This window comes from Bacillus sp. JJ1474 (genome assembly GCF_036965225.1).
Taxonomy (GTDB): Bacteria; Bacillota; Bacilli; order Bacillales; family Cytobacillaceae; genus Cytobacillus.
Map to the genome: position 1 here is coordinate 23,665 of NZ_JBALPC010000040.1, position 26,361 is coordinate 50,025.

Below are 26,361 nucleotides of genomic sequence, written 5' to 3' on the forward strand. Positions count from 1 at the left end.
ATTAGATTCGATTAAACTATGTTTGAATATATCTCATGCAGCTGTGTCAAGTCAATCTATTTCCATTATTATATAAGCTTTGTTCATGAATAATGTCGGTGATCAATCCGCTTTATATATTCTTGCTCTTTCTTGTTTTCGTCCCGAATAAAACCCGTTCACATGCACAAGGCTAATAACCATAATCACTAATGTAGCCATTATATAAGAAGTAGCTGTCAAAGACTAATAATGAATGATGAAACAAACATTAATAGAACATTAATAGAAATAAAATCTTTGTTAGGAGGGGATTTGATTGTGTCTTTGCTACCTTTCATGATCTTTCTGCCGTTTATTTTTGCTATAATAACACCTTTTATTTATAAAATGGTTACACCACGAATTCATACGGGCTGGTTTGTCGTTTTTGTCCCGCTAACAGTATTTCTGTATTTGCTACAGTATATTCCTGTCATTTCCAATGGACATACAATTTCCCAATCGCTTCCATGGATTCCTTCATTAAATATTAATATAACAACGTATTTGGATGGCTTGTCGCTTATTTTCGGACTGTTAATTTCTGGAGTTGGGACGCTTGTTGTGCTCTATTCGATTTATTACATGTCAAAAGAGCGTGAAGCACTCCATAATTTTTATGTTTATATGCTTTTATTCATGGGTGCAATGCTAGGCCTCGTTTTTTCAGATAATATTTTAGTTTTATATGTATTTTGGGAATTAACGAGTATTTCTTCGTTTTTACTGATTGCCTATTGGTATCAACGGAAAAACTCTAGATATGGTGCCCTCAAATCAATGCTGATTACGATATTTGGCGGACTTGCGATGTTATCGGGTCTCATTATGCTATCCATAATGACAGATACATATAGCATACGTGAAATATTGAACATGGTTCATGTTGTTACAGACCATTCATTATTTCTTCCTGCTATGATTTTGCTGCTTTTAGGAGCTTTTACAAAATCAGCCCAATTTCCATTTAGTATTTGGCTCCCAGATGCAATGGAGGCACCTACTCCAATAAGTGCCTATTTACATTCAGCAACCATGGTGAAGGCCGGCATTTATTTAGTAGCTAGATTTACACCTGTTTTCGGCGGAAGCAGTGAATGGTTTTGGATCGTCTCAGGGGTTGGGATCATCACGTTAATTTATGGCTCCATTAACGCTGTCAATCAGAAGGATTTAAAGGCATTACTAGCTTATTCGACCATCAGCCAATTAGGTTTGATTATGTCTCTTCTTGGATTAGGTTCTGCTTCTTTGTATTTTGGTCTTGGGGATGAGTCAACGGTCTATGCTTTTGCGGTATTAGCGGCTATGTTTCATTTAATTAATCATTCCACCTTTAAGGGTAGTCTATTTATGGTAATTGGGATTATTGACCATGAAACAGGAACGCGTGATATACGCAAATTAGGCGGATTAATGAGCCTGATGCCTATCTCATTTACTCTAACAATTATCGGAAGCTTCTCGATGGCTGGGCTTCCTCCATTTAATGGATATTTGAGTAAAGAGATGTTTTTTACAAGTGTATTAACGGCAGCAGAGCATCCGGTTTTTGGGATGAAGTCATTTGGTCTGATCATTCCATGGGTTGCATGGATTGCAAGTGTGTTTACGTTTATTTATTGTATGATTCTTGTTTTTAAAACCTTTACTGGCAAACATCGGCCAGAGAAATTAGATAAAGTTGCCCATGAAGCACCGATTGGCATGTTGATTCCGCCGATCATTTTAGCCTTGTTTGTCATTATTATTTTCTTTTTCCCAAATGTCGTTTCGAAAAACTTTCTTCAGCCTGCATTAATGGCGGTTTTGCCTGGACTTTCATTAAGTGAGATGGATGTAACGATCAAGCCGTGGCATGGATGGAATACAGAATTATATATGACACTCGGTGTGATTATCTTTGGTTCCATTATGTATAAATTTAGTAAGCGCTGGACGTTTCTTTATGATTTCTTTCCTAAATCCTTATCGCTGAATCACTTGTATAACCTGTCGTTAGAAGGAACGGAAAGATCTTCATTAAAGGTAACCAATCGATATATGACAGGGTCTATCAGGGATTATTTAGTCTATATTTTTGGCTTCTTCATACTAGTTCTTGGCAGTTCCTTATGGCTTTCAAAAGGGTTTACCATGCAATATTCAAATAATGCAGAGGTTAGCATCTATGAAGGCGGATTAATAATCGCAATGGTCTTTTCAGCCTTTGCTGTCCTTCTTTCAAAATCAAGATTAACGGCCATTATTGCCCTTGGCGGACTAGGCTATCTCGTTTCCTTGTTCTTTGTTATTTTCCGGGCACCTGATCTGGCGCTTACACAGCTCGTTGTGGAGACCGTGACGGCTGCTTTATTCCTGCTATGCTTCTATCATTTGCCGGAATTGCGAAAGGAAGTAAGCAGAATATCATTTAAGATGACGAATTTCATTATTTCTCTTGGGGTTGGCGTCATCGTCACTTTACTTGCTTTGGCCGCAAATAATCATCGGCTTTTCGCATCTATTTCGAATTTCTTTGAGGATTCTTACACGCTTGCAGGGGCAAAGAATATCGTGAATGCTATTCTTGTTGATTTCCGTGGATTAGACACAATGCTGGAAATTCTCGTCCTATGTATTGCAGGTCTAGGAGTCTATACGTTAATAAAGCTTCAATTAGCAGGGAGGGGTCCTAAGGAATGAACCCGAATGATGTAATTTTGCGTTCAGTGACTAAAATGGCCATCGTTATTATTCTAACCTTTTCTATATATCTATTCTTCGGAGGCCATCATAATCCAGGAGGGGGATTTATCGGCGGCTTGAGTGTAGCTGCAGGGCTCGTCCTTCTCTACCTCGCATTCGATATTGAAACCGTTCGAAAAAACATTCCAGTCGATTTCAAGAAAGTAGCTGGTTTCGGCGTTCTGCTTGCTGTTCTTACTGGGATGATCTCGATTTTTTTCGGGAAACCGTTTTTAAACCAAACCTTTGGTTATTTTAACCTTCCTGTTTTCGGAAAAACAGAGCTTGCTACGGCTGTGCTTTTTGATGTGGGTGTTGCCTTAGCTGTTATTGGCACAGCTGTCACGATCATTCTGAGTATAAGTGAGGATGGGTAGAGATGGAAACACTTATATCGATTCTAGTAGGCCTGTTTTTTTCGATTGGCACTTATTTAGTTTTAAGTAAAAGCTTAATTAGGATCATTTTAGGAACTTCGATTATCAGCCATGGGGTCAATCTGTTAATTCTAACCATGGGTGGATTAAAGAAGGGCGGTCCGCCTTTATTAGGCGGGATCAACACAACATTTACGGATTCATTGCCACAGGCACTTATTTTAACAGCCATTGTCATTAACTTTGCCGTGACTGCTTTATTTTTAGTGCTTAGTTACCGAACGTATAAAACAGTAGGGACTGATGATATGGATCAATTAAGGGGAAATATGGATGAATAATCTTGTTATACTGCCGATCATCATTCCGCTAATTGCCGGGCTGGTCTTAATCCTATTCCGGAGAAACATTTTTTTTCAGCGCTTGCTTAGCATACTGGCCATCATGGCTATAGGTGTTGTCTCTGTCTCATTAATGAGTCAGATAAAAGTGAATGGAATTCAGACACTTCAGGCAGGAGGATGGTCCCCTCCTTATGGCATTAGTATTGTAGCGGATATGTTTTCAGCCATTTTGCTTATGAGTGCGAGCATCGTTGCGCTCTTTTGCTTGATCTTCTCCTTTCATTCAATTGGAGCGGAGAGGGAGAAGCATTATTTTTACCCATTTTATTTATTTCTAATTACCGGTGTGAACGGGTCGTTTTTGACAGGTGATATATTTAATTTGTTTGTCTGTTTTGAGGTTATGTTAATTTCATCTTATGTACTGATTTCTTTAGGAGGAACAAAGTTACAGCTTCGGGAGTCCATCAAGTATATCCTGATCAATGTTTTATCGTCTTCTTTATTTCTTGTGGCTATCGCCTATCTATATGCTATGCTCGGGACATTAAATTTTGCTCATTTATCTTTGAGAGTGGCTGAGGCCGGGCAGGATGGATTGCTGACAACGGTTTCCCTATTATTTTTAATTGTTTTTGGCATGAAGGCAGCACTTTTTCTTTTCTTCTGGCTGCCAGGTGCATATAGTGCACCGCCAACAGCCATCGCTGCCATTTTTGCGGCGCTCTTAACAAAAGTGGGGATCTACGCCTTATTTCGTACGTTTACACTTGTTTTCTATCATAAGCCAGAGGTTACCCATTTCATCATTGGGATTCTTGGCGCATTAACGATGCTACTCGGAGCCATTGGAGCAATCGCCTATTGGGATATCAAGAGAATCTTAACGTATAACGTGATTGTAGGGGTAGGTTTTATTATCGCTGGACTTGCTTCCCTAACCCCGAACGGCATAATGGGTTCATTGTACTATCTCATTCATGACATCCTAATTAAGGCGCTTATTTTCCTTTTAGGCGGTGCGATTATCGTCATTACGGGTACAAGTAAGCTAAAGGAAATAAGCGGACTCATTCGCAATCATCCTTATTTAGGCTGGATGTTCTTTATCGCCGCCTTATCGTTAGCAGGTATTCCACCATTAAGCGGGTTCTTGGGAAAAGTCTTCATTACACGAGGAACATTTGAATCTGGGTATTACTGGTTAGGTGGAATTGGATTATTAACGAGTCTAATGGTCTTGTATTCGATTATGAAAATCTTTATGAATGTTTTTTGGGGCGAAACGGCTTTAAGCAAGGAAATGGAAAAGGGAACAACGAAAGGTTTAATGTTTCCATTAGGATGCCTGACTGCTCTGACGATTGCACTCGGATTAGGGGCAGAGGGAATTCATGAATATGTTCAAATAGCCGCAGATGGGTTAATGAATCCAAGACTTTATATTGAAGCAGTAATGGCGGGAGCCAAATAGTATTATGTCCAGCTCCAGCGCCTACCCCCTCGAGGTCATAAGCCGATCCTCCCAGAAAGGAAAGAACACCTTTCCGTGAGGCTCGTCTTATGCTTGTCGGGGGTGACCAAGGCGCTTGCGCATTTCCGGAAGGGAGGAGAAACCTTGCCAGTTCAGGTGTTAATAAATCTTTTTATCGCCTTTTTATGGATGTTTTTTCAGGATGAATGGAGTATATTGTCCTTTTTTGGCGGATATCTAGTGGGAATTATCGTGATATTTTCTTTAAGGCGCTTTTTCCCAACATCCTTTTATTTGAAACGGTTTATCGCCATTATGAAGCTGTTTATCCTATTTTTGAGTGAATCGGTTACATCTAGTATCGCGATTATTAAAGAAGTCATCAGGCCTAAGATCGATGTCACCCCTGGGATATTTAAAATGGAGACGGATCTAGAAGGGGATTTGGAAATTACGTTACTTGCTTTACTATTAACCTTAACCCCAGGCTCTGTTGTTATGGAGGTTTCTCCAAGCAATAAGGTTTTTTATCTCCATGCCTTAAATTTGCCAGACTCCAAGCATGCTGTTTTTCAGTCGCAGATAAAATATGAGAAAGCGATTAAGGAGGTAACCCGATAATGTTTAATCAATTATTATTAGTCTGTTTATTCTTCTTGTCCCTTTCGATCCTTGCTGCTCTCTATCGTGTTATAAAAGGACCCTCTACACCAGATCGGGTAATGGCATTAGATAATATTGGGGTAAACCTGATTGCTAGTGTAGCATGCCTTTCGATCCTTTTGAGGACACATGCTTTTTTTGACATCATTTTATTAATTGGCATCCTCTCATTCGTTGGTACGATTGCCTTTGCGAGATTCATTGAAAGAGGTGTTGTGATTGAACGAAAACGTATACATTGACATCATTGTTGCTGTGTTTCTTTTAATCGGCACGGTTCTGAGCTTTCTAAGCGCCATCGGATTAATTCGGCTGCCTGATGTGTATTCCCGTTCACATGCGGTATCAAAAAGTGCAAGCTTAGGGGTGCTTTGTACATTATTCGGGACCTTTCTTTTCTTCTTGCTGGCTGACGGCTACTTCAGTATTAGACTCATACTAGGCATTTTCTTTGTATTTCTAACCTCTCCAGTGGTAGCGCATTTATTAAATCGGGCTGCCTATCGTTCAAAGGTTGAGCTTACAAAGGAAAGTGTACAGGATGATTTGAAGGAATTTCTAGAGGGGAAATAAGGTGAGAAAAACTGAATGGTGGATATATATGAGAGTCGCTGATAATCTCGAAAGTCGCTGATATATCTATGAAAGTTGCTGAAATATCTTATTGTATGTCTTTGCAATTTCTGATACCTTATTTTAGTAACATTAGATAGCAGGAGGAACCACAGTGGAATACGTCGATCCTATTAAGGATGTCGAAAAAATTAACGCGATGAAAGAAAACTTAAAGAAGCAATCATTAAGAGATTTTTTACTATTTGTATTTGGCATTAACACAGGCATTCGAGTGCATGATTTGCTATGTTTAAAGGTCGGAGATATTTGGGACGGTGAGGAAATAAAGGAATTTCTTTATCTTCATGACGATAAAAGGGATGAGCAAAAGATTCATTATATTAATAGTAAAGTGAAGGCGGCTTTGCAAAACTATTTAGCTACATTTGATTTTATGGAAGATGATTATCTTTTCAAATCCAAAAAGAATCATCTGCCTATTTCGCGTCAGCAGGCTTACCGAATCATTAATCAAGCTGCCAAGGAAGTTGGCATTTGCGGAAAGATTGGCATGCATACACTTAGAAAAACATTCGGCTATCATGCCTATCGAAAGGGTATTGCCATTTCCATCTTAATGTCCATATACAATCATCAAACCCATGCCGAAACATTAAGGTATATCGGCATTGATAAAGATGAGGAGAAATTGATTAAAGTGGATGTTAACTTGTAATATTTTAAAAAAAGGAAGCAACTATTCAAATTGAATAATTGCTTCCTTTTTATTTCGCTTGAATTAATACTACACAAATGTCATCATCTGCGTTGACTTGTTGTTTTTTCGTTAAAATAAAATCAATAGGTTCTTTGCTTTTGGAATCATGCCAATAGGATGAAGCGATGTTCTTAATAAATTCATAGCCGTCTGATTCATGATGATCAATGGTTTCTTCAACCCCGTCAGTACATAATAGCAATTGAATAGAATCTGTATATTTAATAATTGATTTTTTGATTTCGATTTCTTCGAAGAATCCAACAGCACAAGTATTGCTAGAAAGCTCTTTTAGTTCGGTATGATTGACAAGAGCAAATCCAGTTGGATGACCTGCATTTACGTATTCCAGCGTTTTCTCCTTCGTATCAAGAACAAGATAAATAGCCGTAAAATAATAAGGAATTTGCTGGTTTCGATGGTTTAAAGAATTCATCCAGCGGTTAAGCTCCTTCATAACATACTCAGGATCGGCGTATGTTGTGATTGAATCCCTTAATACTGAAGATATAAACATGCATACAAGTGATGCTGATATTCCGTGCCCCATCATGTCAAGCTGTATGGCAGCAAAACGATGATCATTTATTCTATGCCAATAGTACATATCACCTGCTAATTTATACGCGGGTAAGTAGGAAGCCTTTAATAAAAGGTTATCCTTATAAACCGGCTCGCTTAACAAGCCTGTCTGGACATGCATGGATAATTCTAACTCATTTCGGATCTTTTCTTCTTGCTCAATATGCCAGTCCTTCTCGTATTTCAGTCTCAATGCCACTCGAATTCTTGCCAGTAGCTCGGTCTTATTTATCGGTTTCGTCACATAGTCAATGCCTCCAGCATCAAGTGCCTCAACTACCTTATTAGAATCTTCAAGAGCGGTTACAAATATAACAGGAATATCCTTTAAATGAGGAATTTGCTGGAGTTGTTTACATGCTTCAATTCCGTCCATTTCAGGCATCATGATATCCATTAGGATAATGTCTATCTGTTTTCCTATATCTAGTGGCTGTTCCTTTAGCAAAAAAGTGAATAAATCCTGTGCTGAAGTAAATGATAAGTAATCATCATAGCCTGCACGCTTAAGAATGTTTTCGATAACAAACAAGTTCGCCTGGTTGTCGTCCACAATAAGAATCCCCATATAGTCTGCTCCCTTATTTCTTATTGATTTAATCCTATTATATTTTAAAAATGGGTAAAGTTGTTAATGATAAACCTTTTTAATAAAAAAACATTCGGAAGTGTCTAGAAGGGCCAAAATGATAATAGGTATTTAGAACTAACTTGTCCACTACTAGTAAACAAATGTCCTTATAGAGAGGAAAAACTCTTGATTATTTTCTGAATAGGAGTAAAATTAGGGATATATTTTTTACAGGTTAGGAGATGTCAGGATGAAAGTCGTAAAGTTTGGCGGATCTTCTTTAGCATCCGGAAAACAACTAGAAAAGGTCTTCCAGATTGTTGTTTCTGATCCCGCTAGGAAGGTAGTTGTCGTGTCTGCACCGGGTAAGAGATTTGGAGAGGACGAAAAGGTAACAGATCTCTTGATTGAATGTGGAGAGCTCTGTTTGCAAAATAAAGATCCAAAGAAAAAGTTCGATGCTGTTATCGAAAGATATGCTTTAATTGCAGAGGAATTAGATTTATCAGATGAAATTATTCATATTATTCAACAGGATTTACTTGAAAGGGTAAATTCAGATAAAAGCAACCGAGAGAGATTCATGGATTTACTGAAGGCGAGCGGCGAAGACAACAATGCTAAGCTGGTTGCGGCTTATTTCCGTAAACAGGGTGTGGAGGCTCACTATGTAAGCCCGAAGGAAGCTGGGCTTTTGGTGAGTGCAGAACCAGGTCATGCCCAGGTTTTGCCAGAGGCCTATGATCGTTTGTTTGAACTGCGTGAGCGTTCAGGCATCGTGATTTTCCCTGGGTTTTTTGGTTATAGCAAGGAAGGTGAGATTTTTACTTTTTCACGGAGCGGATCAGATATTACTGGCTCCATCCTAGCTAATGGAATTAAAGCAGACTTGTACGAAAACTTTACAGATGTGGATGCTGTATATTCAGTTAATCCTTTTATCGTAGAAAGACCGAAGGAGATCAAGGAATTAACTTATAGAGAAATGCGTGAGCTTTCCTATGCGGGATTCAGTGTTTTACATGATGAGGCACTTGTTCCGGCATTCCGAGCGGGGATACCTGTACATATAAAGAATACGAATAATCCATCGGCACCAGGCACTCGAATTGTTTATGAGCGGGACAATACAAATGGCCCGGTTATTGGGATTGCAAGTGACGAAGGCTTCTGCAGCATTTATGTTAGTAAATACTTAATGAACAGAGAAATTGGATTTGGCCGAAAGCTATTGGAGATATTAGAAAGCTATGGTCTTTCCTATGAGCATACACCTTCAGGAATCGATGATATTTCCATTATTTTAAGGGAAAATCAATTTGCTCCAGGTATGGAAGAGGAGATCATTGATCGAATTAAGACAGAGCTAGATGCTGATGAAGTCGTGATTGAGCATAGTCTTGCGCTTATCATGGTTGTAGGTGAAGGAATGCGCCACAATATTGGTACAACAGCAAGAGCATCAAAGGCTTTGGCAAAAGCGGGGGTTAATATCGAAATGATTAACCAAGGCTCCTCTGAGGTGAGCATGATGTTTGGTGTGAAGGAAATCGATGAGAATCGAGCGGTCCGGGCACTTTATAACGAGTTTTTTGCAGCAGTTACAGTATGAATATAAAAAAGAGTTGGCACACGCCAACTCTTTTACTAAATGGCCTTTTCAAAATTTACACGTTTATTTAATGCATACATAATAGGCATTCCAACTGCCATTACGATGAATTCGCCAATAGCGGTTGTGAGCCATGTAAACATAAATGGCAAGCCAAAGGCAAGATGAAGCTCTAAGGCAATAAGGAACATGGTAAAGGTGAAAACAAGTGTGTTTACTACCATGCGTGCCCAAATATTTTTAATAAATCGGCAGCATGCAATCGTGATTAATAATGAAATCAGTGTTTGTCCGACACCGAAAATAAGATCGTACGCGACCATTGGTGAAAATAATAAATTCGTTAAAAATACACCTAATACCATTCCGAAAATATATTTCTTGTTAAAGACGATTAGATGATTAAACATTTCGGAAACACGAAACTGGATATTAGTAAATCCAAAAGGCTGGATCAGCATGGAGACAGCAATATATAAAGCTGCTAAAATGCCATTTCCGACAAGCGTTTTTACTTTCATATTAAATTCTCTCCTTAGTTTTTTATCGTGGGATGGTTACGAACCACGTGGGCGGGTACCCAAAGATAATATTTTAATAGGCAGATCAAATGCTGTCAATCTACAATTATTGTAAAAAGAGTTTGTGGTTTTCATACAGGAATGAACACTTTGTGAACTTTTTCCCAAAAAAGATTAAGATTCTGTAAAAATGCTTGACATTACAGCGCTAAAGTATTATTCTAAATTTATAGAAAATTCAATACAGGCGGATGACGGTTGTGGGAGAGAGCATTACGACAAGCCACCGAAGGAGCAAGTTCCAAAAAGACCCTTGGAACAAATCTCTCAGGTAGAGGAACCACAACGGGACGCATCTCTGGAGAGCTCGTAAAAACTAGACGACACCCAAGGGGACCCCATTATTAATTTGGGCTTAAACTCTCAGGTAAAAGGACAGAGAAGGGTAAACAATCTTACCCTTTTTCTGTCCTTTTTTTCGTGGATAAATTTAGGGATTGATTGTTAAAATGTTCACAATATATCCAAAGGAGAGAATGATTTGACCAAAGAATATGATGTAGTCATTATAGGTGGCGGTACAGGCGGATACGTTGCGGCTATTCGTGCCTCTCAATTAGGTTTAACAGCTGCGGTTGTTGAAAAAGGAAAGCTTGGAGGAACATGTCTACATGCAGGTTGTATTCCGAGTAAGGCATTACTTCGAAGCGCGGAGGTTTATGCAACGACAAAAAATGCAGAAGCATATGGTGTTATAGCCCCTGAAGTTGGACTTGATTTTTCCAAGGTACAGGCAAGAAAAGCTGAGATTACTGATCGCCTGTTTAAAGGTGTGCAGCACTTAATGAAAAAAGGAAAAATTGATGTCTATGAAGGAAAAGGCAGAATCCTAGAGTCTAGAAACATATTGGTAGATTTGAATAATGGGGAAGAGGAAATCATTCTTGCTCCTAAAAATATAGTAATTGCAACTGGATCACGTCCACGGACACTTCCAGGACTAGAAGCCGATGGAAAGTATGTCATGACATCGGATGAAGCGCTTCAAATGGAAGAACTGCCAAAGTCGATTATTATTGTTGGCGGCGGTGTGATTGGGATTGAATGGGCTTCTATGCTCGTTGATTTCGGATTGGAAGTAACAGTGATTGAATTTGCTGATCGAATTATTCCGACAGAGGATGTAGATATATCTAAGGAAGTACAGCGTTTAATGAAGAAAAAAGGGGTTAAGATTGTTACAGGTGCTAAGGTGCTTCCTCAGTCCCTGGAAAAAGGCGATGGTGTAACAATTAAAGCAGAGCATCGGGGCGAAGAGAAAACCTTTTCTGCAGACAAACTTCTCGTCTCTGTAGGCCGACTACCTAATATCGAGTCGATAAGTCTTGAGAACACGACCATTAACGTTGAGCGCGGGTTTATCGTTACAAACGAATACTATCAAACAGATGAGTCTAATATTTACGCAATTGGAGATGTCATTGGAGGATTGCAGCTGGCACATGTAGCTTCACATGAAGGAATGATCGCGATAGAACATATTGCAGGTGAAAATCCAACGCCGCTGGATCCAACACTAGTATCAAAATGTATATATAGCAGTCCTGAGGTTGCGAGTGTAGGGCTAACAGAGGAAGAAGCAAAGCTGCAAGGTTACGAGGTGAAAACAGGGAAATTCTCATTCCGTGCAATCGGAAAAGCCCTTGTTTACGGCGAATCAGATGGATTTGTGAAAATGGTTGTTGAAGAAGGATCGAAAAAGCTGCTCGGTGTCCATATGGTTGGCCCGCATGTGACAGATATGATTACAGAGGCAGGTCTTGCTCGCGTTCTTGAAGCTACATCAATGGACATTGCTAGAACGATTCATCCTCATCCAACGTTAGCAGAAGCAATCGGGGAGGCTGCATTAGCAGTAGATGGAAGAGCCATTCATGCTTAATTTTGAATTGAGGTGTTACAATGACAACGAGAGAAAAAGGAAATAGAGGCGTATTACTGATTTCGTGCCCAGAAAAGCCGGGGATTATTTCGATCATTTCCAATTTTTTATTAGAGCATCAAGCGAATATTGTTCACTTTGATCAGCATACAACCGACCCTCATGCAGGCAGATTTTTTATGCGGATTGAGTTTGATTTACAAAACTTTGACACATCTATTGAAGGATTGGAACAGGGTTTGCATGAAATTGCTCAAAATCATTCTATGGACTGGCAGCTTAGCAGTTCTAAGAAGAGAAAGAGGATGGCGATTTTTGTATCCAAAATGGATCATTGCCTTCTGGAGCTAATTTGGCGTTGGAAGTCAAAGGAATTGCCTGTTGACATCCCGCTAGTGATTAGCAATCATGCTCACTTAGCTGATGAGGTTGAAAGTTACGGGCTTCCTTTTTACCATATCCCGCTGACTCATGAAACGAAGCAGGAAGCTGAGCAGAAGACATTAGAGCTATTAGATGGGAAAGTAGACTTTATTGTACTGGCAAGATATATGCAAATTCTTTCGCCGAATTTTATATCGAAATACCCGAACCAAATTATCAACATCCATCATTCATTCCTTCCAGCCTTTGTTGGGGCCAACCCATATGTGAGAGCTTTTAACAGGGGAGTGAAATTGATCGGAGCAACCGCCCACTATGTAACAAATGATTTAGATGAAGGGCCAATTATCCAGCAGGATGTTCTGCGCGTAAACCACCGCTACTCGTCAGAGGATTTAAAAGTAGCTGGTCGCCATGTGGAAAGAACCGTTCTCGCGGAGGCAGTTGCTTGGCATGTAGAAGATCGTGTTCTTGTCCATGGGAATAAAACAATTGTGTTTGAGTAACAGCCTTTAGGGCTATGCATATAAATGGGGATACATTCTATGAACCATACAACATGAATAAAGGGAGATATTACAATGAGCAGAAAAAGAGTAACATTATCAAGTTTAATCAGAAAGAATAGAGAAGAACTTCTAAGAGACAGAGATCAGCTTGAGGAAATCGAAAAGCGTATTGATGATAAGCATATTATCACGAAAAAGAAAACTAGCCGTTATGGATTGGAATATAATTAGGTTGTTAAAGTAATTGACAGAACCATTTATTTCAATTATGATTAATGTATTAATTAAATAGTTTCTCCTAAAGGGGAGTAGCTTTAACGGCAAAGTCGTCACTTCGGAGATCTGATCTCCCGGCATTGTCGGCAACTTATTATCGTTGTTAGCAAGACCTTTACCTATTTACGGTAAAGGTCTTTATTTGTTTATTAAACCTTTACCGCTTGCTGGTAAAGGTTTTTTTGTTTGCAAAAAAGGAAATGCTTTATAAAAAAGGGGGAAATAAAATGTTAAAAAGAAGAAAAACTTCATTTGAACAGCTTTTTAAGGAAAACAAGGAAGAAATCATGAAAGATAAGGTTCAATTGGAAATCATTGAAAAACGTCTTGAAAAGAAGGCTGAGTTAGCAAATAAAGTAAAGAAATAAAAAACGATCGCTTAGAAGTAGGTCACTTTATAGAAAAAATGGAGGAGTAACAATGGAATTATCAATTTTATTAGAATATGGCTGGGTATTACTGCTGTTGATTGGGATAGAAGGACTTTTGGCGGCTGACAATGCATTAGTGCTAGCGATTATGGTTAAACATCTTCCTGAGCAGGAAAGAAGAAAGGCATTATTTTATGGGCTGGCTGGTGCCTTTATATTCCGATTCGGATCCTTATTTGCTATTTCATATCTAGTCGATATCTGGCAGGTTCAAGCAATCGGTGCACTTTATTTATTATTTATTGCCTTCAATCATATATTTAGAAAGCTTATCGTGAATAAGGGAAAAGAAAAAGCATCTTCCCAAGAGGAAAAGAAAAAGGCTGGCTTCTGGATGACGGTTTTTAAAGTGGAATTAGCGGATATCGCCTTTGCGATTGATTCTATTTTAGCAGCAGTTGCACTTGCGGTAGCACTTCCGGATACAAGCCTTCCGAACATTGGAGGACTTGACGGAGGAAAATTTATCGTCATTTTTGCCGGAGGATTAATAGGATTAATTATTATGCGATTTGCGGCCAATGTATTTGTTAATCTTCTGCAAAAGAAGCCTGGATTAGAAATTGCAGCGTTTATGATTGTTGGCTGGGTCGGGGTTAAGCTTTCGGTTTATACACTTTCTCACCCGGCATTATCCGTGCTCCCTTCTTCGTTTGCACACTCCATGGAGTGGAAAATCATTTTCTATACTGTCCTCATTTTGATCGCAGCAGGAGGATGGTTTTTTTCGAAGGAGAAAAAGGAAATGGCGACAGAAGGGAAAGCAAGTTAAGGATAAGACTTTGGAGGTTAACCAATTGGTTAGCCTCTTTTGTTTGAAGTGAAAGAATTAAATGCTTGTTGAGGGGTTCAATGTTGGGGTTTTGGATGGAACGGGCTCAAAACACTAACATAGAAGAGCCCAATGTTGGGGTATTGTAAAGATATGACTTAAAACACTAACATGGAATGGTCCAATGTAAGTGTTTTGGAGAGCTCGGGCTTAGAACTTAACATAGAAGAGCCCAATGTTGGAAATTTGCAAGATCGGACTTAAAACACTAACATTGAAAAATATTTTAATCGTAAAGTGAAATAAGATGAAGAGGCTCGAATAATGAGTAGAAAGGAAAACTAGAGGAAATTAGGAACTTATATGAATGGGCATTAAGGCATTATGCATGTTTCTCCAAAAATAGTGAAACCTTTTAAAGAAGCGTTTAATTAAATCTAAAGGGGATGATTACTATGAAGGAGCAACAAAGAGAAAATGAAATTACTCATGTAGAAGCAGAGAATGAGAAACAGCTCATTAGAGAATTTACTAATCCAGAGTCAAAGCAACCAGTCCCACAGCCAAAGGATTTTGAGGACATTGAGTATTAGTAGTTAATAAGTAAAGCCAGTTCCGGGGTGCATGGAATGTTTGAGCAACACGGAACTGGCCTTTTAACTAACTCTTTTTAAAATAATCAGTGAATGCTTGGTAAATTTCGACTCCCTGGTAAAATAACAAGCTTGATGCAGTGAGTGAAAATAAACCGATTAATAAGAAGCGAATCCACATATTACTCTCCTCCTTCGTTTTTTTATGAATAGGAAGGAGAAAAAACCACGTAATTGGATTGATAGAAAATCGGAATAAAGAACATGACTCTTTGGGAAGACCCAATTAATTTACTGCAGAATAGTGATAAAGCAAGTGTAAAAGGCCAAAGAGCTTCAATATTAAAGTTCAGCTTAAAAAGAAACTTTCTTATGTCATCCTTTAAAAGAAAACTTTCTACCGTATCAGATGAAATAACAGCATGTTGTTCATGATCTGCTGTCCATTTTGTATGTCCACCGGGATATTGCGCAATTAGGAACGAGAAAAATATAGAGAGCAGTACAATTGAAAGTAACTTAGTTTTTCTCATATTCCTAGCCCCCCTAAAAAGTGTGTTATTATCATAACGCAGACTTTAGGGATTGTAAATAGGAAAATTCAGACTATTTAACCTCTGTTTTCAGGAGTACTTTTGCCCAGGTTTCCGCACTTAAGTCGAGATGTTTTTTCCAAAAAAGGGAAAACCCACGATTAAAAATAGTTTCGAAGTCATTCTCTGTTATATTTCATCCCAACTGTAAAAATTTCAAATCCTAGCTTTTCGTAATAGGGAGCTTTCTGTTCTTCACTTAACAATTGTATATGCAAATTCGAGGCTCTACCCTTTTCTACAAGCCTTTTGACAATTTCTCCCCCTATTCCTTGGCTTCGATAGTCAGGGTGGACGATGACCCCGCAAATATATCCGTTTATAAGTCCGTCCGAAATGATTCTTCCGGTACCGATTAGCTGTTCTCTATCATAAGCACTTATAACCGACCAGCTTTGAACCATAGCCCTATGTAAAAGCTCTTTCGGCAATTTCAAAAAGTCATTCCAGCCTTCAAGCTGGTAGAGCTGATAAAGTCGGTCAGGAGTAGGAACTTCAGTTGTATAATTAATGGAATTTCCTTCCATATTTATCCCCTCTCATTCATTGATATAAAAATAATTCCCTATTTCATTTAGAATTCCTTTAATATGTAAGATACTTATAAATACTCGAAAAAAGCAAATTATATGAGGTATAATATATGCTGAAAACAAGTAGCATTTGCCAAATTGGAAAGAAAAAGTATTGAAAAAATAACCTATTTCGTATTAATATTTTTTATGTAGATTCAAAGTAGAAAGAGAGTGGTCAATATGGGCCGTAAATGGAATAATATTAAAGATAAAAAGGCATCAAAAGATGCAAATACTAGCCGTATATATGCTAAATTCGGAGTCGAAATTTACGTTGCTGCCAGACAAGGCGAGCCAGACCCGGAAGCCAATCAGGCATTAAAGTTTGTATTGGAAAGAGCTAAAACATACAATGTTCCAAAACATATTATTGACCGTGCGATCGACAAAGCTAAGGGCGGTTCAGACGAGAACTATGACGAGCTTCGCTACGAGGGCTTCGGTCCTAACGGCTCAATGGTCATCGTTGATGCGCTGACAAATAACGTGAATCGTACAGCATCAGATGTGCGTGCGGCATTCGGGAAAAACGGTGGAAATATGGGAGTAAGCGGATCAGTAGCTTATATGTTTGATGCTACTGCTGTTATCGGTCTTGAAGGAAAATCAGCCGATGAAGTGCTTGAAATCCTTATGGAAGCAGATGTAGATGCACGAGATATTTTAGAAGAAGACGAGGCTGTTATCGTCTATGCGGAACCAGACCAATTTCATGCCGTGCAGGAAGCATTTAAAAATGCAGGTGTAAATGAATTTACAGTTGCAGAAATTACGATGCTTGCCCAAAACGAAATTCCATTGCCAGAAGATGCACAAGCAAAATTTGAAAAAATGATTGATGCCCTTGAAGATTTAGATGATGTGCAGCAAGTGTATCACAATGTGGACTTTGGTGAGTAAAATGAGTAACCGAAATGGAGCGTTGTTTAATGACAATGCTCTATTTTTTATTTCTACAAGGATTCTCTTTACACTTAATGAAGAACTACTTTTTCATTACCCGCCAAATCTATCTTTTGCCACTTGTGGTAAAAGAGGAGCGCTTCTATTGCCCGTAAGCCCCCGTATTTTTCTTTTGTGGTAAAAGAGGAGTCCTTTCATTGCCCGTAATCACCCATTTTTACTTATTGTGGTAAAAGAGCAGTCCTTTTATTTCCGTAAGTTCCTCCTTTTTCCTTTAAGAGTAAATGTAGTCCTTTCATTTACCGAAATCCCCCGTTTCCCTTATTTTACTAAATGGTTATTAGCCTTTATGATGATAGTAAGGCATCACATAGATTCCAAATTTTTAGAGTAAGGATGATCATCTGTATGAAAATTTTACTCGTAGAAGATGATAAGACGATTGCATCGGGACTAGAATATTCACTTCAGCAAGAAAATTATTCCCCCATTATTTGTCACCATGCTGCAGCTGCTAAGGATGTCATCACAAAAGAATTAGACCAAATCCATTTATGCTTGTTTGATTTATCTCTCCCAGATGGTAGCGGATATGAATTGTGCAAGCTTGTGAAGGAGCGGAGCGATGTCCCTGTCATTTTTCTCACAGCAATTGATGATGAAGTGAATGTCGTAATGGGATTAGATATGGGAGCGGATGATTACATAACGAAGCCTTTTCGTATTCGCGAGCTTCTTTCCAGGATGAAATCTGTGCTAAGAAGGTACAATAAACAATCCACGACAGCTAGTCTTGAGCTGGGAAACATCAAAATTAATACACTTGAAGGAAAGGTTTATAAAAATGGGAATGAGGTTGTTTTGACAGCTTTAGAATATCGTCTGCTGCTCATCTTTTTCAATCATATTGGACAAGTCTTAACAAGAAATCAGCTATTAGAACAGATTTGGGATGTGGCAGGGGACTTTGTGAATGATAATACTTTAACGGTTTATATTAAAAGATTGCGGGAGAAGCTTGAGGATCAGCCGCAACATCCAACGATTATTAAGACAGTGCGCGGCTTGGGATATAAGGTTGGTGATTAGCTTGCTTCGGAATAATGAAGTGAAAGTACTTATACTTACATTGTGCTCAATTAGCATTGCGGCCATTGCCGCAGCCTCTTTTATCTCCTTTCCTGCAGTAATTCTTGTTTTCATTACCTCTGTTTTGCTAGTGGGAGTCAGCTTATGGTTCACAGGCTGGAGATACCGAGAGATCGAAAAGCTGTCCGGTTATTTGCGGCAAATTAGCGGAGGAGATTATTCACTAGATGTTCGCGATAATCGTGAAGGTGAGCTTAGTATTCTAAAAAACAATATTTATAAAGTGACGCTTATGTTATCCTCCCAGGGAACTCTATTAGAGCAGGATAAAATCCGTTTAATGGACGCGATATCAGATATTTCTCATCAGCTAAAAACGCCGCTTACCTCCATGGTTATGATGGCAGATTTATTGAGTGAACCGAAGCTTCCTATTGAAAAAAGAACAGAATTTACACGGAACATCCAAACACAGCTTGAAAGAATAGAATGGCTCGTTTCATCCTTATTGAAACTATCAAAAATTGATGCTGGAACTGTTCAATTCAAAAAAGATCAGATATTAGTAGAAAAACTAATAGAAAAAGCACTAGAGCCTATGCTTATTCCAATGGATATTAAGGAACAGACTCTTTCGATAAAGGGCGAGAAAAATGTTTCGTTTTGTGGTGACCTTAATTGGACAGCAGAGGCACTCATTAATATTTTGAAAAATTGTATCGAGCATACGCCAAATGGAGGCACGATTTTCATCTCTTTTTCCGAGAATGCTTTATTTACTGAGATTGTCATTGCTGATAATGGCAAGGGGATACCGAAAGCGGATCTGCCATATATTTTTAAACGTTTTTACAAAGGGAAAAATGCGGGGGAGGACAGCGTTGGGATTGGTTTAGCTATGGCCCATAGCATTATCGCGACTCAAGACGGTGCAATCGATGTGAAAAGTGAGAAAGAGAAAGGGACACAGTTTACGATAAAGTTTTACAAGCAGGTAATTTAGGAGGCTATATTCGTGATTATTATGCATAGGGACGAATACATGAGTATGACCGCAAACAAAATTCATTAATAAAGCCATTTCGCTAAGTGACTAAATTGTCACTTGAAAGTCACTTCATAGTCATTTTAGACAGATAAACTGAACTCATCAGTTACATAATGGAGGGTTTACAATGGAAATTTTGAAAATAGAAAATCTGTCTAAAATTTATGGCAAAGGGGAAACGGCTGTTAAAGCACTTGATGATGTTTCGTTCTCAGTCGAAAAAGGTGAGTTTGTAGCCATTATCGGTCCATCAGGTTCAGGAAAATCAACACTGCTTCATATGCTTGGAGGCGTGGATAGACCAACGAGTGGAAGAGTGCTAGTGGACAATACTGATATTTATCAGCTTAATGAAACACAGCTTGCTATTTTCAGACGAAGGCAAATAGGGCTGATCTATCAATTCTATAATTTAATCCCAGTTCTAACGGTTGAAGAAAATATAACTTTGCCGTTGCTTCTAGATGAACATAAGGTTGATAAAAAGCAGTTTGATGAGCTCGTAAAAATTTTAAACTTGCAAAATCGTTTAAACCATTTGCCGAATCAGCTATCAGGCGGGCAGCAGCAAAGGGTTTCTATTGGCAGAGCGCTTATAAGCAATCCAGCCATTATGCTGGCAGATGAACCGACTGGCAATCTTGATAGTAAGAACAGCGGGGAAATTATTGATCTGTTAAAGATGTTTAATAAAACCTTTAATCAGACTTTGATTGTTATTACTCATGATGAACGAATCGCTTTGCAGGCTGACCGGGTCATTTCTATAGAGGATGGAAGGATCGCCAAGGACGAGGTGATTCGACCATGAATATTGTCAATAAGTTAACAATTAGACATTTAAAGCAAAACAAGAGAAGAACTTTAGTTACGATTATAGGTGTTATCATTTCTGTCGCGATGATTATGGCCGTGACAACGCTAGGTATCTCCTTTTTAGATTTAATGAAAAGACAGACAATCGCAAATGAGGGAGAATGGCATGTTCTTTATAAGGACGTAAATAAGGAACAGCTAGAGGCGATAAAAAGTGATGAAGATTCAAAAAAAGTCATCTTAACAAAGGATCTTGGCTATGCCTATTTGGCAGGGAGCCAAAATGAAAATAAACCATATTTATTTATAAAAGCATATAATTCTGAAGGGCTGCAAAATTTCCCTATTGAGTTAAGCAGGGGAAAGCTGCCAAAAGCAGAAAATGAGGTTGTTCTTTCAGAAGAAATTGTGAATAATGCTCGGGTTGAATACAAGCTGGGAGATCAAATAAAGCTTCAAGCTGGGGAAAGGCAAATAACTAATCAGGAAGGCTTACTAGTCCTATCTCAAACCGATCCATTACAAACAGAGAACGGAAAAATAATTGAAACATTAGAAGAAAAGAAAACAGAAAACTATACAGTTATTGGCATTATGAAGAGGCCTGAATGGGAGCCAACATGGTCACCAGGATATACAATTATCACCTATATAGAAGATAGTAAAATAGGTGCAGAGGATAAGACAGATGCGGCGGTCATTTTAAAAAAGGTAAATCGCTCTTTATATGCTCATGGTGAAGAATTCGCTGAAAACAACAAGATTAACAAGGTTTATTTTAATAATAATTTATTGCGCTATTACGGGGTAACGAATAATGACAACTTAAATGCTACGCTTTTTTCTTTATCGGCCGTCATTATGACAGTTATTATCGTTGGCTCTGTTTCACTCATCTATAATGCATTTGCTATTTCAGTCTCAGAACGTTCCCGACATTTAGGCATGCTGTCGAGTGTTGGAGCAACGAAAAGGCAGAAGAGGAATTCGGTATTTTTTGAGGGCTTTGTAATAGGTGTAATTAGCATCCCAATCGGAATATTAGGAGGTCTTGCTGGGCTTAGCATAACCTTTTTGTTCATTAATTCCATTATTCAAGGGGCATTAGGAGTTACTCAGAAATTAGAAGTGACCCTTACACCAATGACGATCTTCATTGCCTGTGGTGTATCCATTTTGACGATCTTTATTTCAACGTATATTCCGGCGATTAGAGCCTCGAAAATTTCTGCTATTGATGCCATTCGGCAAACTTCAGACGTCAAACTGACTGGCAAGGCTGTGAAAACATCAAAGCTCATTCGCAAGCTATTTGGGTTTGAAGCAGAAATAGGGCTAAAGAATTTAAAAAGGAATAAACGAAGATACAAGGCAACCGTCTTTTCACTTATTATCAGCATTGTACTATTTTTAGCTGTTTCATTTTTTACTGATCATTTAAAGAAATCTCTCGTTCTATCGCAGGATGGTATAAATTATGATCTACAAGTGTCATTGAACTCAAAGGAGTCTGCTGATGATGTAAAGCTAATACAATCGTTTGCAAATCTGGACAATGTGACAGAATCTAATTTTACGAGGAAAATAAGAAATGTGAATTCTTGGATAGAAGAAACATCTATTACGGATATACTGAAGGACAGTGTCAAAAACGATAAAAGTATATTAAAGGATGGAAAGTATCCATACTATATCAATTTAATATCTTTAGATGAAGAAAATCTTCGCTCCTATGCACAAACGGCTGGTGTGGAGTATGAAAAGTTATTGAATCAAGATCAATTTGCAGCAATTGTCATTGATACCATTCCATACGAGGACAATGAAGCGGAAAAGTTTGTGGAGATGAAGGCCGTTTATAAGGAAATTGGCGATGTCATTGAGCTGAACTATATGGATACGTTAACAGGAAAAGAAGAATATTTAAATCAAGTTGTTGTTGCCGGACTGACAGGTCAGCATCCAATGGGCGTTATGCCTGCTGGGCCTGGTGGACTGAATTTGATCGTTTCTGAAGATGTGATGGAAAAGATTGTAGGCGAAAATAATGTGATGGATATACAGACTGCTCTGTTTCTAAAAAGCTCAGATCCAATGGAAACACAAGAGAAAATTGAAGAATTGAAAGAGAGCTATATGTATGTCTTCAATATTTATTTAGGAAGACAGCAGGAAGAACAAACGATCATGATTATGTCCGTCTTTACTTACGGTTTTATTGTTTTAATAACGGCGATTTCAATCGCAAATATATTTAATACAATTTCAACGAGCATTTCCCTTCGAAAACGTGAATTTGCGATGCTGAAATCAGTCGGAATGACACCAAAGGGCTTTAATAAAATGATTAATTATGAAAGCATTTTTTATGGAATCAAGTCATTGCTTTATGGCCTGCCAATTAGTGTGGTTGTCATGTACCTCATTCATCAATCGTTAATGAACAGCTTCAGCTTTAAATTCACGCTTCCTTGGATCGATATTATTTTCGTCATCGCCGCTGTATTTATAATTGTTGGCGCCGCCATGCTATATTCCAGTGCGAAAGTGAAAAGAGAGAATATTATTGATGCTTTGAAGCAGGAGAGTATTTAAAGGTTTAAACGCCCATCTGCATAGACAGTTGACCATGAAGGTAGTTATAAAAGGTTTAAAACGCCCCTTCGTACAGAAAATCCGCCTCAAAGGTAGTTAAAGTAATATCGCAATTGACGGGGCAAAAGTAATTGTGAAGATTTGTACTTAAACTTGGGGGGGTCAGTGGAAGAAAGTAAAAACTTTTTAAGCAACAAATTTATCCCTAGGTTAAAAAAGGCTTTCGATCCTTTTTGTCCAATCCATTAGATGCTTCCTTTCATATGTTGAAATGCAAGTATTTTTCGTGATGAAAGAGGTGAATTTTTCTATGGGGATTAGAAATAAATGTGATAAATGTATATGCGATCAACTAAGTATGTTGGAAGAAAACACAGATGTAGACATCATTGTAGGCGGTGTAAGGCTGGAAGATATAACTTTTAAAAACTTTGACAACAATAATTGCTGCGCCGAGTTTGAAGGTGTAGAAGAAGAAGAGGGTCAAACAATCACTTTAACTATTTTTGTAGATTGCCGTGATATTCAAGCGCTTCTTATTGAAAAAAACTAAATTAGTGGGGCTGACGGGTGCTTTCCTTCAAGAAGGAATAGCACCCTTTATAATTGATGTAAATGAGCAGTATACTTGAATACGATTAATGATAAAATTGAGAAGTATGAAAGACGTGAAAAAGAATATAAACTAGTTGGTTACGATGAAATGGGTTTTAAGATGAAGAAAGGGAGTGCAAAACTATGGATTTTGAAACAGTTATGCAAGAGCTAGAAGCCCTTGGGAAGGAACGAACTAAAAAAATATACATATCCAATGGTGCTCACGAGCCGGTTTTTGGCGTGGCTACAGGTGCTATGAAACCAATCTCAAAGAAAATAAAAATAAATCAACATTTAGCTGAAGAGCTTTTTGCGACAGGTAACTATGATGCCATGTACTTTGCAGGTATTATTGCAGACCCAAAAGCCATGACTGAGTCAGATTTTGATCGTTGGATAGATGCATCGTATTTTTATATGTTGTCCGATTATGTAGTGGCAGTCACTTTATCTGAGTCAGATATTGCACAAGACGTTGCTGATAAGTGGATTGCAAGCGGTGATGAGCTGAGAATGTCAGCGGGCTGGAGCTGCTACTGCTGGCTTTTAGGAAATCGCAAAGACTATGAGTTTTCCGAAAGTAAGATTTCCAATATGCTTGATAATGTAAAAAATACCATTCATGATTCGCCAGAACGCACGAAATCCGCTATGAATAATTTTCTATATACCGTGGGGATTTCCTATTTGCCGCTTCATGAAAAGGCAGTCGAGACCGCAAAGGACGTAGGTATAGTAGAGGTCAAACGTGACAATAAAAAAAGCAGCTTCCTAAACGCATATGAAAGTATTCAAAAAGAAATTGATAGAGGGAAGCTTGGTTTCAAACGAAAATATGTAAGATGTTAATAATTTGCTTTGCATCGGGGTGTTGATCCAAGAAGGATTGACGCTCTTTTTTGTAGAAGTTACTGAGCTAAAATATTTTTATAGAGAGGGGAGATTCTATGGAGGTTATTCATAAAATAAATGATATTAATTTTGGGGTTGCAACCCAATTTGATAGTAAGTATCTTACTCCGATCATACAAAATTTATTGCTTAAAGCGGAAAATGAATGGGATGACTATAATGAAGTATATCACTGCTGTCAATTAATTGAGAATGTCAGAAAAAATAAGAATATGAAAATGGATTTCCATGTAATGATGGAAGATAAAAATTATTTAGGAATTGCTCTTGTTACTAGCGGAATTATCGATTATAAAGTCTTTTTTAAAGAGCCTATATCTATAAGTAAAAATGATAAAGATGTCTTGATATTTAACTATTTTCATATATCTCAAGAAGGTAGAGGGAATGGCCAAATATGGTTTAGAGATATCATTATGCCGTATTATAAATCAAAAAATTTTAAAACAATATATGTAAAATCAAGTCATCAAAAGGTATTTTCAATGTATTGTCGTTTAGGTACAGAAATTGGAGAATATACGAGCAGTAGTGATAATCAGTTATTTATGAGGAAAGGAAAAATATTCAAAATTACACTTTAAGCTCTTTCCAACCAAGCACGGTTATTAAAAAAATTTACACTTTCCGTTCTTGGTGGAGGAATTCCTCTGTCCAAGACGGAAAAGTTATAGGGGCAGTAGGAGTACGGCAGCACAGTTCCACATGATGTGCAAGTTGCAGTTGAAGCTGTGGCTGTCCCTGCTTTACTACCGATATGATAATTTACAATATCCCCAATTACCACTGCGAAAAAATAGATAATGAATAGTAAAAAAATGTTAAGTTACCCCCATCGCGGCAAGAGCACCACATGCAAACAGTAAAGAATCACCCACCCGGTAAGAAAGGGAAAATCACAATTCCCGTTTCCACAAATACGATTAAAAATACAATTTTTCAAGTCTTTTGTAATAAAAAGGACTTTCTCGTTAAAAATAGCACAAGTAAAAGCAAGCAAAGAACCATTAGGACATCCATCCATTCATAATAAGGCGACATGTCGTTATTAATCGCTACATCGACTATTTTAGAACTTGAGGCTCCGCCATCGGCACCGAGGTAAAACCATGAAAAATCCCAAAACCAATGAATTCCTGCCACAAACCATAAGGATTGAGTCACGACATAACAAATAGCAAAAAACAATCCTGCAAAGAAAAGAAAGCCTATTCTAGAAATATCGAAATTTCCATCAATCAAATGCGCCAGAGTAAATAAAACTGCACTAATGAATACAACGGACATGGATGAATGAGGTAACATGCCTACAAGATAACCACGGAATACTATTTCTTCAGCAAAACCGATATATGCTGTTGAAATCAATAAAATAATAGTCGAAAGAATGAGTGCATTCGTATCTACAGATAGATATTGTATTCTAATTGTACCTGTGCTGTACATTACGCTGAATCGAAGTGTTTGATAGAGTATTCCTATTAAGCAACCAAAAAGAAAATAACGCAACCATCCATTTTTCACTTGTAGCCCTAATTGAGACAGACCGCCTAACCTTAGCCATTTGGATATAAAGTGCATTAAAATAATTGAGCACAAGGCAGAAATAGCCCATAATATGTCGTTCTTTTGTGTGACAGTAAAGATGATTGTACGCCAAAGGAATACGAATCCTAAAAATCTAAATACCACGAGTTTCCTCCACACTTTTAATCATTAGTATATTTATCAACCCTATTTACTTTGTGGATAACAAACTTTTCATTATCAACTTAAATTTGATTTTCTATTCTTTACCTATTTTTATTGATATTTCTTTAAAAATGTCCGGCCAGCTATCTATATTTCCCGGCGATTTACCCGTTCGTAAAATAACAATATTATTTTCCGGAGACATATATAGGCACTGTCCATACTTTCCCATTGCAAAAAAGTCTAAACTACCATTATGATTCGGTGTACTATACCACATGTATTTATATCCTATATTACTATTTTCTAAGAATGAGCCTTTATATTCACCATTATTTAAAGGGAATTCGCTAAGTGTAGATAGTTTTATCCATTTTTCATTTAGTATATGCTGCCCATTCCACGTACC

The 26,361-nt window shown here is 38.0% G+C and carries 28 protein-coding genes, 2 pseudogenes and 3 riboswitches; of the genes and pseudogenes, 23 read left to right on the forward strand and 7 right to left on the reverse strand.

Features of this window, described 5'->3' with window-relative positions:
• Positions 1 to 300 precede the first annotated feature (300 nt).
• The 8 genes from V7164_RS06405 to V7164_RS06440 all read left to right on the forward strand — a co-directional run bounded on the left by V7164_RS06405 (position 301) and on the right by V7164_RS06440 (position 6,897).
• On the forward strand, positions 301 to 2,706 hold the full coding sequence (locus V7164_RS06405; RefSeq protein ID WP_335346424.1) for a Na+/H+ antiporter subunit A: 2,406 nt from the start codon (positions 301 to 303) through the stop codon (positions 2,704 to 2,706).
• On the forward strand, positions 2,703 to 3,125 hold the full coding sequence (locus V7164_RS06410) for a Na(+)/H(+) antiporter subunit B (protein ID WP_335346425.1): 423 nt from the start codon (positions 2,703 to 2,705) through the stop codon (positions 3,123 to 3,125). Before V7164_RS06405 ends, V7164_RS06410 begins: the two co-directional genes overlap by 4 nt.
• A 2-nt stretch (positions 3,126 to 3,127) precedes the next feature.
• Positions 3,128 to 3,466 carry a Na(+)/H(+) antiporter subunit C gene (locus V7164_RS06415; RefSeq protein WP_335346426.1) on the forward strand — a complete coding sequence of 113 codons (339 nt, stop codon included), beginning with the start codon at positions 3,128 to 3,130 and terminating at the stop codon, positions 3,464 to 3,466.
• A complete protein-coding gene (locus V7164_RS06420) occupies positions 3,459 to 4,943 on the forward strand; it encodes a Na+/H+ antiporter subunit D (RefSeq protein WP_335346427.1) in 1,485 nt (494 codons plus the stop codon). The genes V7164_RS06415 and V7164_RS06420 overlap by 8 nt, the downstream gene beginning before the upstream one ends.
• A 144-nt stretch (positions 4,944 to 5,087) precedes the next feature.
• A complete protein-coding gene (locus tag V7164_RS06425) occupies positions 5,088 to 5,564 on the forward strand; it encodes a Na+/H+ antiporter subunit E (protein ID WP_335346428.1) in 477 nt (158 codons plus the stop codon).
• The gene (locus V7164_RS06430) at positions 5,564 to 5,848 is read left to right on the forward strand and encodes a Na(+)/H(+) antiporter subunit F1 (RefSeq protein ID WP_335346429.1); all 285 of its coding nucleotides are present in this window, start codon (positions 5,564 to 5,566) and stop codon (positions 5,846 to 5,848) included. The genes V7164_RS06425 and V7164_RS06430 overlap by 1 nt, the downstream gene beginning before the upstream one ends.
• Positions 5,826 to 6,179, forward strand: coding sequence for a monovalent cation/H(+) antiporter subunit G (mnhG, locus tag V7164_RS06435; RefSeq protein WP_335346430.1), 354 nt, complete (start codon positions 5,826 to 5,828; stop codon positions 6,177 to 6,179). The genes V7164_RS06430 and mnhG overlap by 23 nt, the downstream gene beginning before the upstream one ends.
• A gap of 154 nt (positions 6,180 to 6,333) precedes the next feature.
• Complete coding sequence (locus tag V7164_RS06440; protein WP_335346431.1) at positions 6,334 to 6,897, forward strand: tyrosine-type recombinase/integrase; 564 nt, start codon at positions 6,334 to 6,336, stop codon at positions 6,895 to 6,897.
• 49 nt (positions 6,898 to 6,946) lie between these two features.
• On the opposite strand, the gene V7164_RS06445 is transcribed toward V7164_RS06440, so the two are convergent.
• Positions 6,947 to 8,089, reverse strand: a complete 1,143-nt coding sequence (locus tag V7164_RS06445; RefSeq protein ID WP_335346432.1) for a PP2C family protein-serine/threonine phosphatase — start codon at positions 8,087 to 8,089, stop codon at positions 6,947 to 6,949.
• Between the two features lie 253 nt (positions 8,090 to 8,342).
• Here V7164_RS06445 and V7164_RS06450 point away from each other — a divergent pair, with 253 nt between their 5' ends.
• Entirely contained in the window at positions 8,343 to 9,704 is a 1,362-nt protein-coding gene (locus tag V7164_RS06450; protein WP_335353681.1) for an aspartate kinase, read from the forward strand.
• A 35-nt stretch (positions 9,705 to 9,739) separates the two neighbouring features.
• Here the strand turns inward: V7164_RS06450 and V7164_RS06455 are convergent, their stop codons facing one another.
• Positions 9,740 to 10,225, reverse strand: a complete 486-nt coding sequence (locus V7164_RS06455) for a QueT transporter family protein (RefSeq protein ID WP_335346434.1) — start codon at positions 10,223 to 10,225, stop codon at positions 9,740 to 9,742.
• An 8-nt stretch (positions 10,226 to 10,233) separates the two neighbouring features.
• A riboswitch (PreQ1 riboswitch) is annotated at positions 10,234 to 10,278 on the reverse strand.
• Between the two features lie 198 nt (positions 10,279 to 10,476).
• Positions 10,477 to 10,578, forward strand: a riboswitch (glycine riboswitch).
• A riboswitch (glycine riboswitch) is annotated at positions 10,579 to 10,674 on the forward strand.
• Positions 10,675 to 10,766: 92 nt separating this feature from the next.
• Between V7164_RS06455 and lpdA the strand changes: the two genes are divergently transcribed.
• The 6 genes from lpdA (at position 10,767) to V7164_RS06485 (ending at position 15,132) form a co-directional block, all read left to right on the forward strand.
• A complete protein-coding gene (gene lpdA / locus V7164_RS06460; RefSeq protein WP_335353682.1) occupies positions 10,767 to 12,167 on the forward strand; it encodes a dihydrolipoyl dehydrogenase in 1,401 nt (466 codons plus the stop codon).
• 20 nt (positions 12,168 to 12,187) lie between these two features.
• Positions 12,188 to 13,057 (forward strand): formyltetrahydrofolate deformylase, encoded by an 870-nt coding sequence (purU, locus tag V7164_RS06465; protein ID WP_335346436.1) that lies wholly within the window; start codon positions 12,188 to 12,190, stop codon positions 13,055 to 13,057.
• A 75-nt stretch (positions 13,058 to 13,132) separates the two neighbouring features.
• Positions 13,133 to 13,291 (forward strand): FbpB family small basic protein, encoded by a 159-nt coding sequence (locus V7164_RS06470; protein ID WP_335346437.1) that lies wholly within the window; start codon positions 13,133 to 13,135, stop codon positions 13,289 to 13,291.
• A 272-nt stretch (positions 13,292 to 13,563) separates the two neighbouring features.
• Positions 13,564 to 13,704: an FbpB family small basic protein gene (locus V7164_RS06475; protein WP_335353683.1), complete on the forward strand. Its 141-nt coding sequence runs from the start codon at positions 13,564 to 13,566 to the stop codon at positions 13,702 to 13,704.
• A 52-nt stretch (positions 13,705 to 13,756) separates the two neighbouring features.
• Entirely contained in the window at positions 13,757 to 14,539 is a 783-nt protein-coding gene (locus tag V7164_RS06480; protein ID WP_335353684.1) for a TerC family protein, read from the forward strand.
• 455 nt (positions 14,540 to 14,994) lie between these two features.
• Complete coding sequence (locus tag V7164_RS06485) at positions 14,995 to 15,132, forward strand: hypothetical protein (protein ID WP_335346440.1); 138 nt, start codon at positions 14,995 to 14,997, stop codon at positions 15,130 to 15,132.
• A 203-nt stretch (positions 15,133 to 15,335) separates the two neighbouring features.
• On the opposite strand, the gene V7164_RS06490 is transcribed toward V7164_RS06485, so the two are convergent.
• A complete protein-coding gene (locus V7164_RS06490) occupies positions 15,336 to 15,665 on the reverse strand; it encodes a hypothetical protein (protein ID WP_335353685.1) in 330 nt (109 codons plus the stop codon).
• 179 nt (positions 15,666 to 15,844) lie between these two features.
• Complete coding sequence (locus tag V7164_RS06495; protein ID WP_335353686.1) at positions 15,845 to 16,252, reverse strand: GNAT family N-acetyltransferase; 408 nt, start codon at positions 16,250 to 16,252, stop codon at positions 15,845 to 15,847.
• 228 nt (positions 16,253 to 16,480) lie between these two features.
• Between V7164_RS06495 and V7164_RS06500 the strand changes: the two genes are divergently transcribed.
• The 8 genes from V7164_RS06500 (at position 16,481) to V7164_RS06535 (ending at position 24,844) form a co-directional block, all read left to right on the forward strand.
• On the forward strand, positions 16,481 to 17,200 hold the full coding sequence (locus V7164_RS06500) for a YebC/PmpR family DNA-binding transcriptional regulator (RefSeq protein WP_335343998.1): 720 nt from the start codon (positions 16,481 to 16,483) through the stop codon (positions 17,198 to 17,200).
• Positions 17,201 to 17,611: 411 nt separating this feature from the next.
• A complete protein-coding gene (locus tag V7164_RS06505; protein WP_335353687.1) occupies positions 17,612 to 18,292 on the forward strand; it encodes a response regulator transcription factor in 681 nt (226 codons plus the stop codon).
• Position 18,293: 1 nt separating this feature from the next.
• Positions 18,294 to 19,295 carry a sensor histidine kinase gene (locus V7164_RS06510; RefSeq protein ID WP_335353692.1) on the forward strand — a complete coding sequence of 334 codons (1,002 nt, stop codon included), beginning with the start codon at positions 18,294 to 18,296 and terminating at the stop codon, positions 19,293 to 19,295.
• Positions 19,296 to 19,467: 172 nt separating this feature from the next.
• On the forward strand, positions 19,468 to 20,151 hold the full coding sequence (locus tag V7164_RS06515) for an ABC transporter ATP-binding protein (protein WP_335353688.1): 684 nt from the start codon (positions 19,468 to 19,470) through the stop codon (positions 20,149 to 20,151).
• Positions 20,148 to 22,751 (forward strand): ABC transporter permease, encoded by a 2,604-nt coding sequence (locus tag V7164_RS06520; RefSeq protein WP_335353689.1) that lies wholly within the window; start codon positions 20,148 to 20,150, stop codon positions 22,749 to 22,751. The genes V7164_RS06515 and V7164_RS06520 overlap by 4 nt, the downstream gene beginning before the upstream one ends.
• Before the next feature lie 310 nt (positions 22,752 to 23,061).
• On the forward strand, positions 23,062 to 23,304 hold the full coding sequence (locus V7164_RS06525) for a penicillin-binding protein (RefSeq protein ID WP_335344002.1): 243 nt from the start codon (positions 23,062 to 23,064) through the stop codon (positions 23,302 to 23,304).
• A 185-nt stretch (positions 23,305 to 23,489) separates the two neighbouring features.
• A complete protein-coding gene (locus V7164_RS06530; protein ID WP_335344003.1) occupies positions 23,490 to 24,197 on the forward strand; it encodes a DNA alkylation repair protein in 708 nt (235 codons plus the stop codon).
• Between the two features lie 98 nt (positions 24,198 to 24,295).
• Positions 24,296 to 24,844, forward strand: a complete 549-nt coding sequence (locus tag V7164_RS06535) for a hypothetical protein (protein WP_335344004.1) — start codon at positions 24,296 to 24,298, stop codon at positions 24,842 to 24,844.
• 149 nt (positions 24,845 to 24,993) lie between these two features.
• On the opposite strand, the pseudogene V7164_RS06540 reads toward V7164_RS06535, so the two are convergent.
• The 3 genes and pseudogenes from V7164_RS06540 to V7164_RS06550 all read right to left on the reverse strand — a co-directional run.
• A pseudogene (locus V7164_RS06540) lies at positions 24,994 to 25,196 on the reverse strand (cytochrome O ubiquinol oxidase); the annotation flags it as partial.
• 3 nt (positions 25,197 to 25,199) lie between these two features.
• Positions 25,200 to 25,952 (reverse strand): CPBP family intramembrane glutamic endopeptidase, encoded by a 753-nt coding sequence (locus tag V7164_RS06545; protein WP_335344005.1) that lies wholly within the window; start codon positions 25,950 to 25,952, stop codon positions 25,200 to 25,202.
• A gap of 94 nt (positions 25,953 to 26,046) precedes the next feature.
• Positions 26,047 to 26,361: pseudogene (locus V7164_RS06550) on the reverse strand (hypothetical protein); the annotation flags it as partial.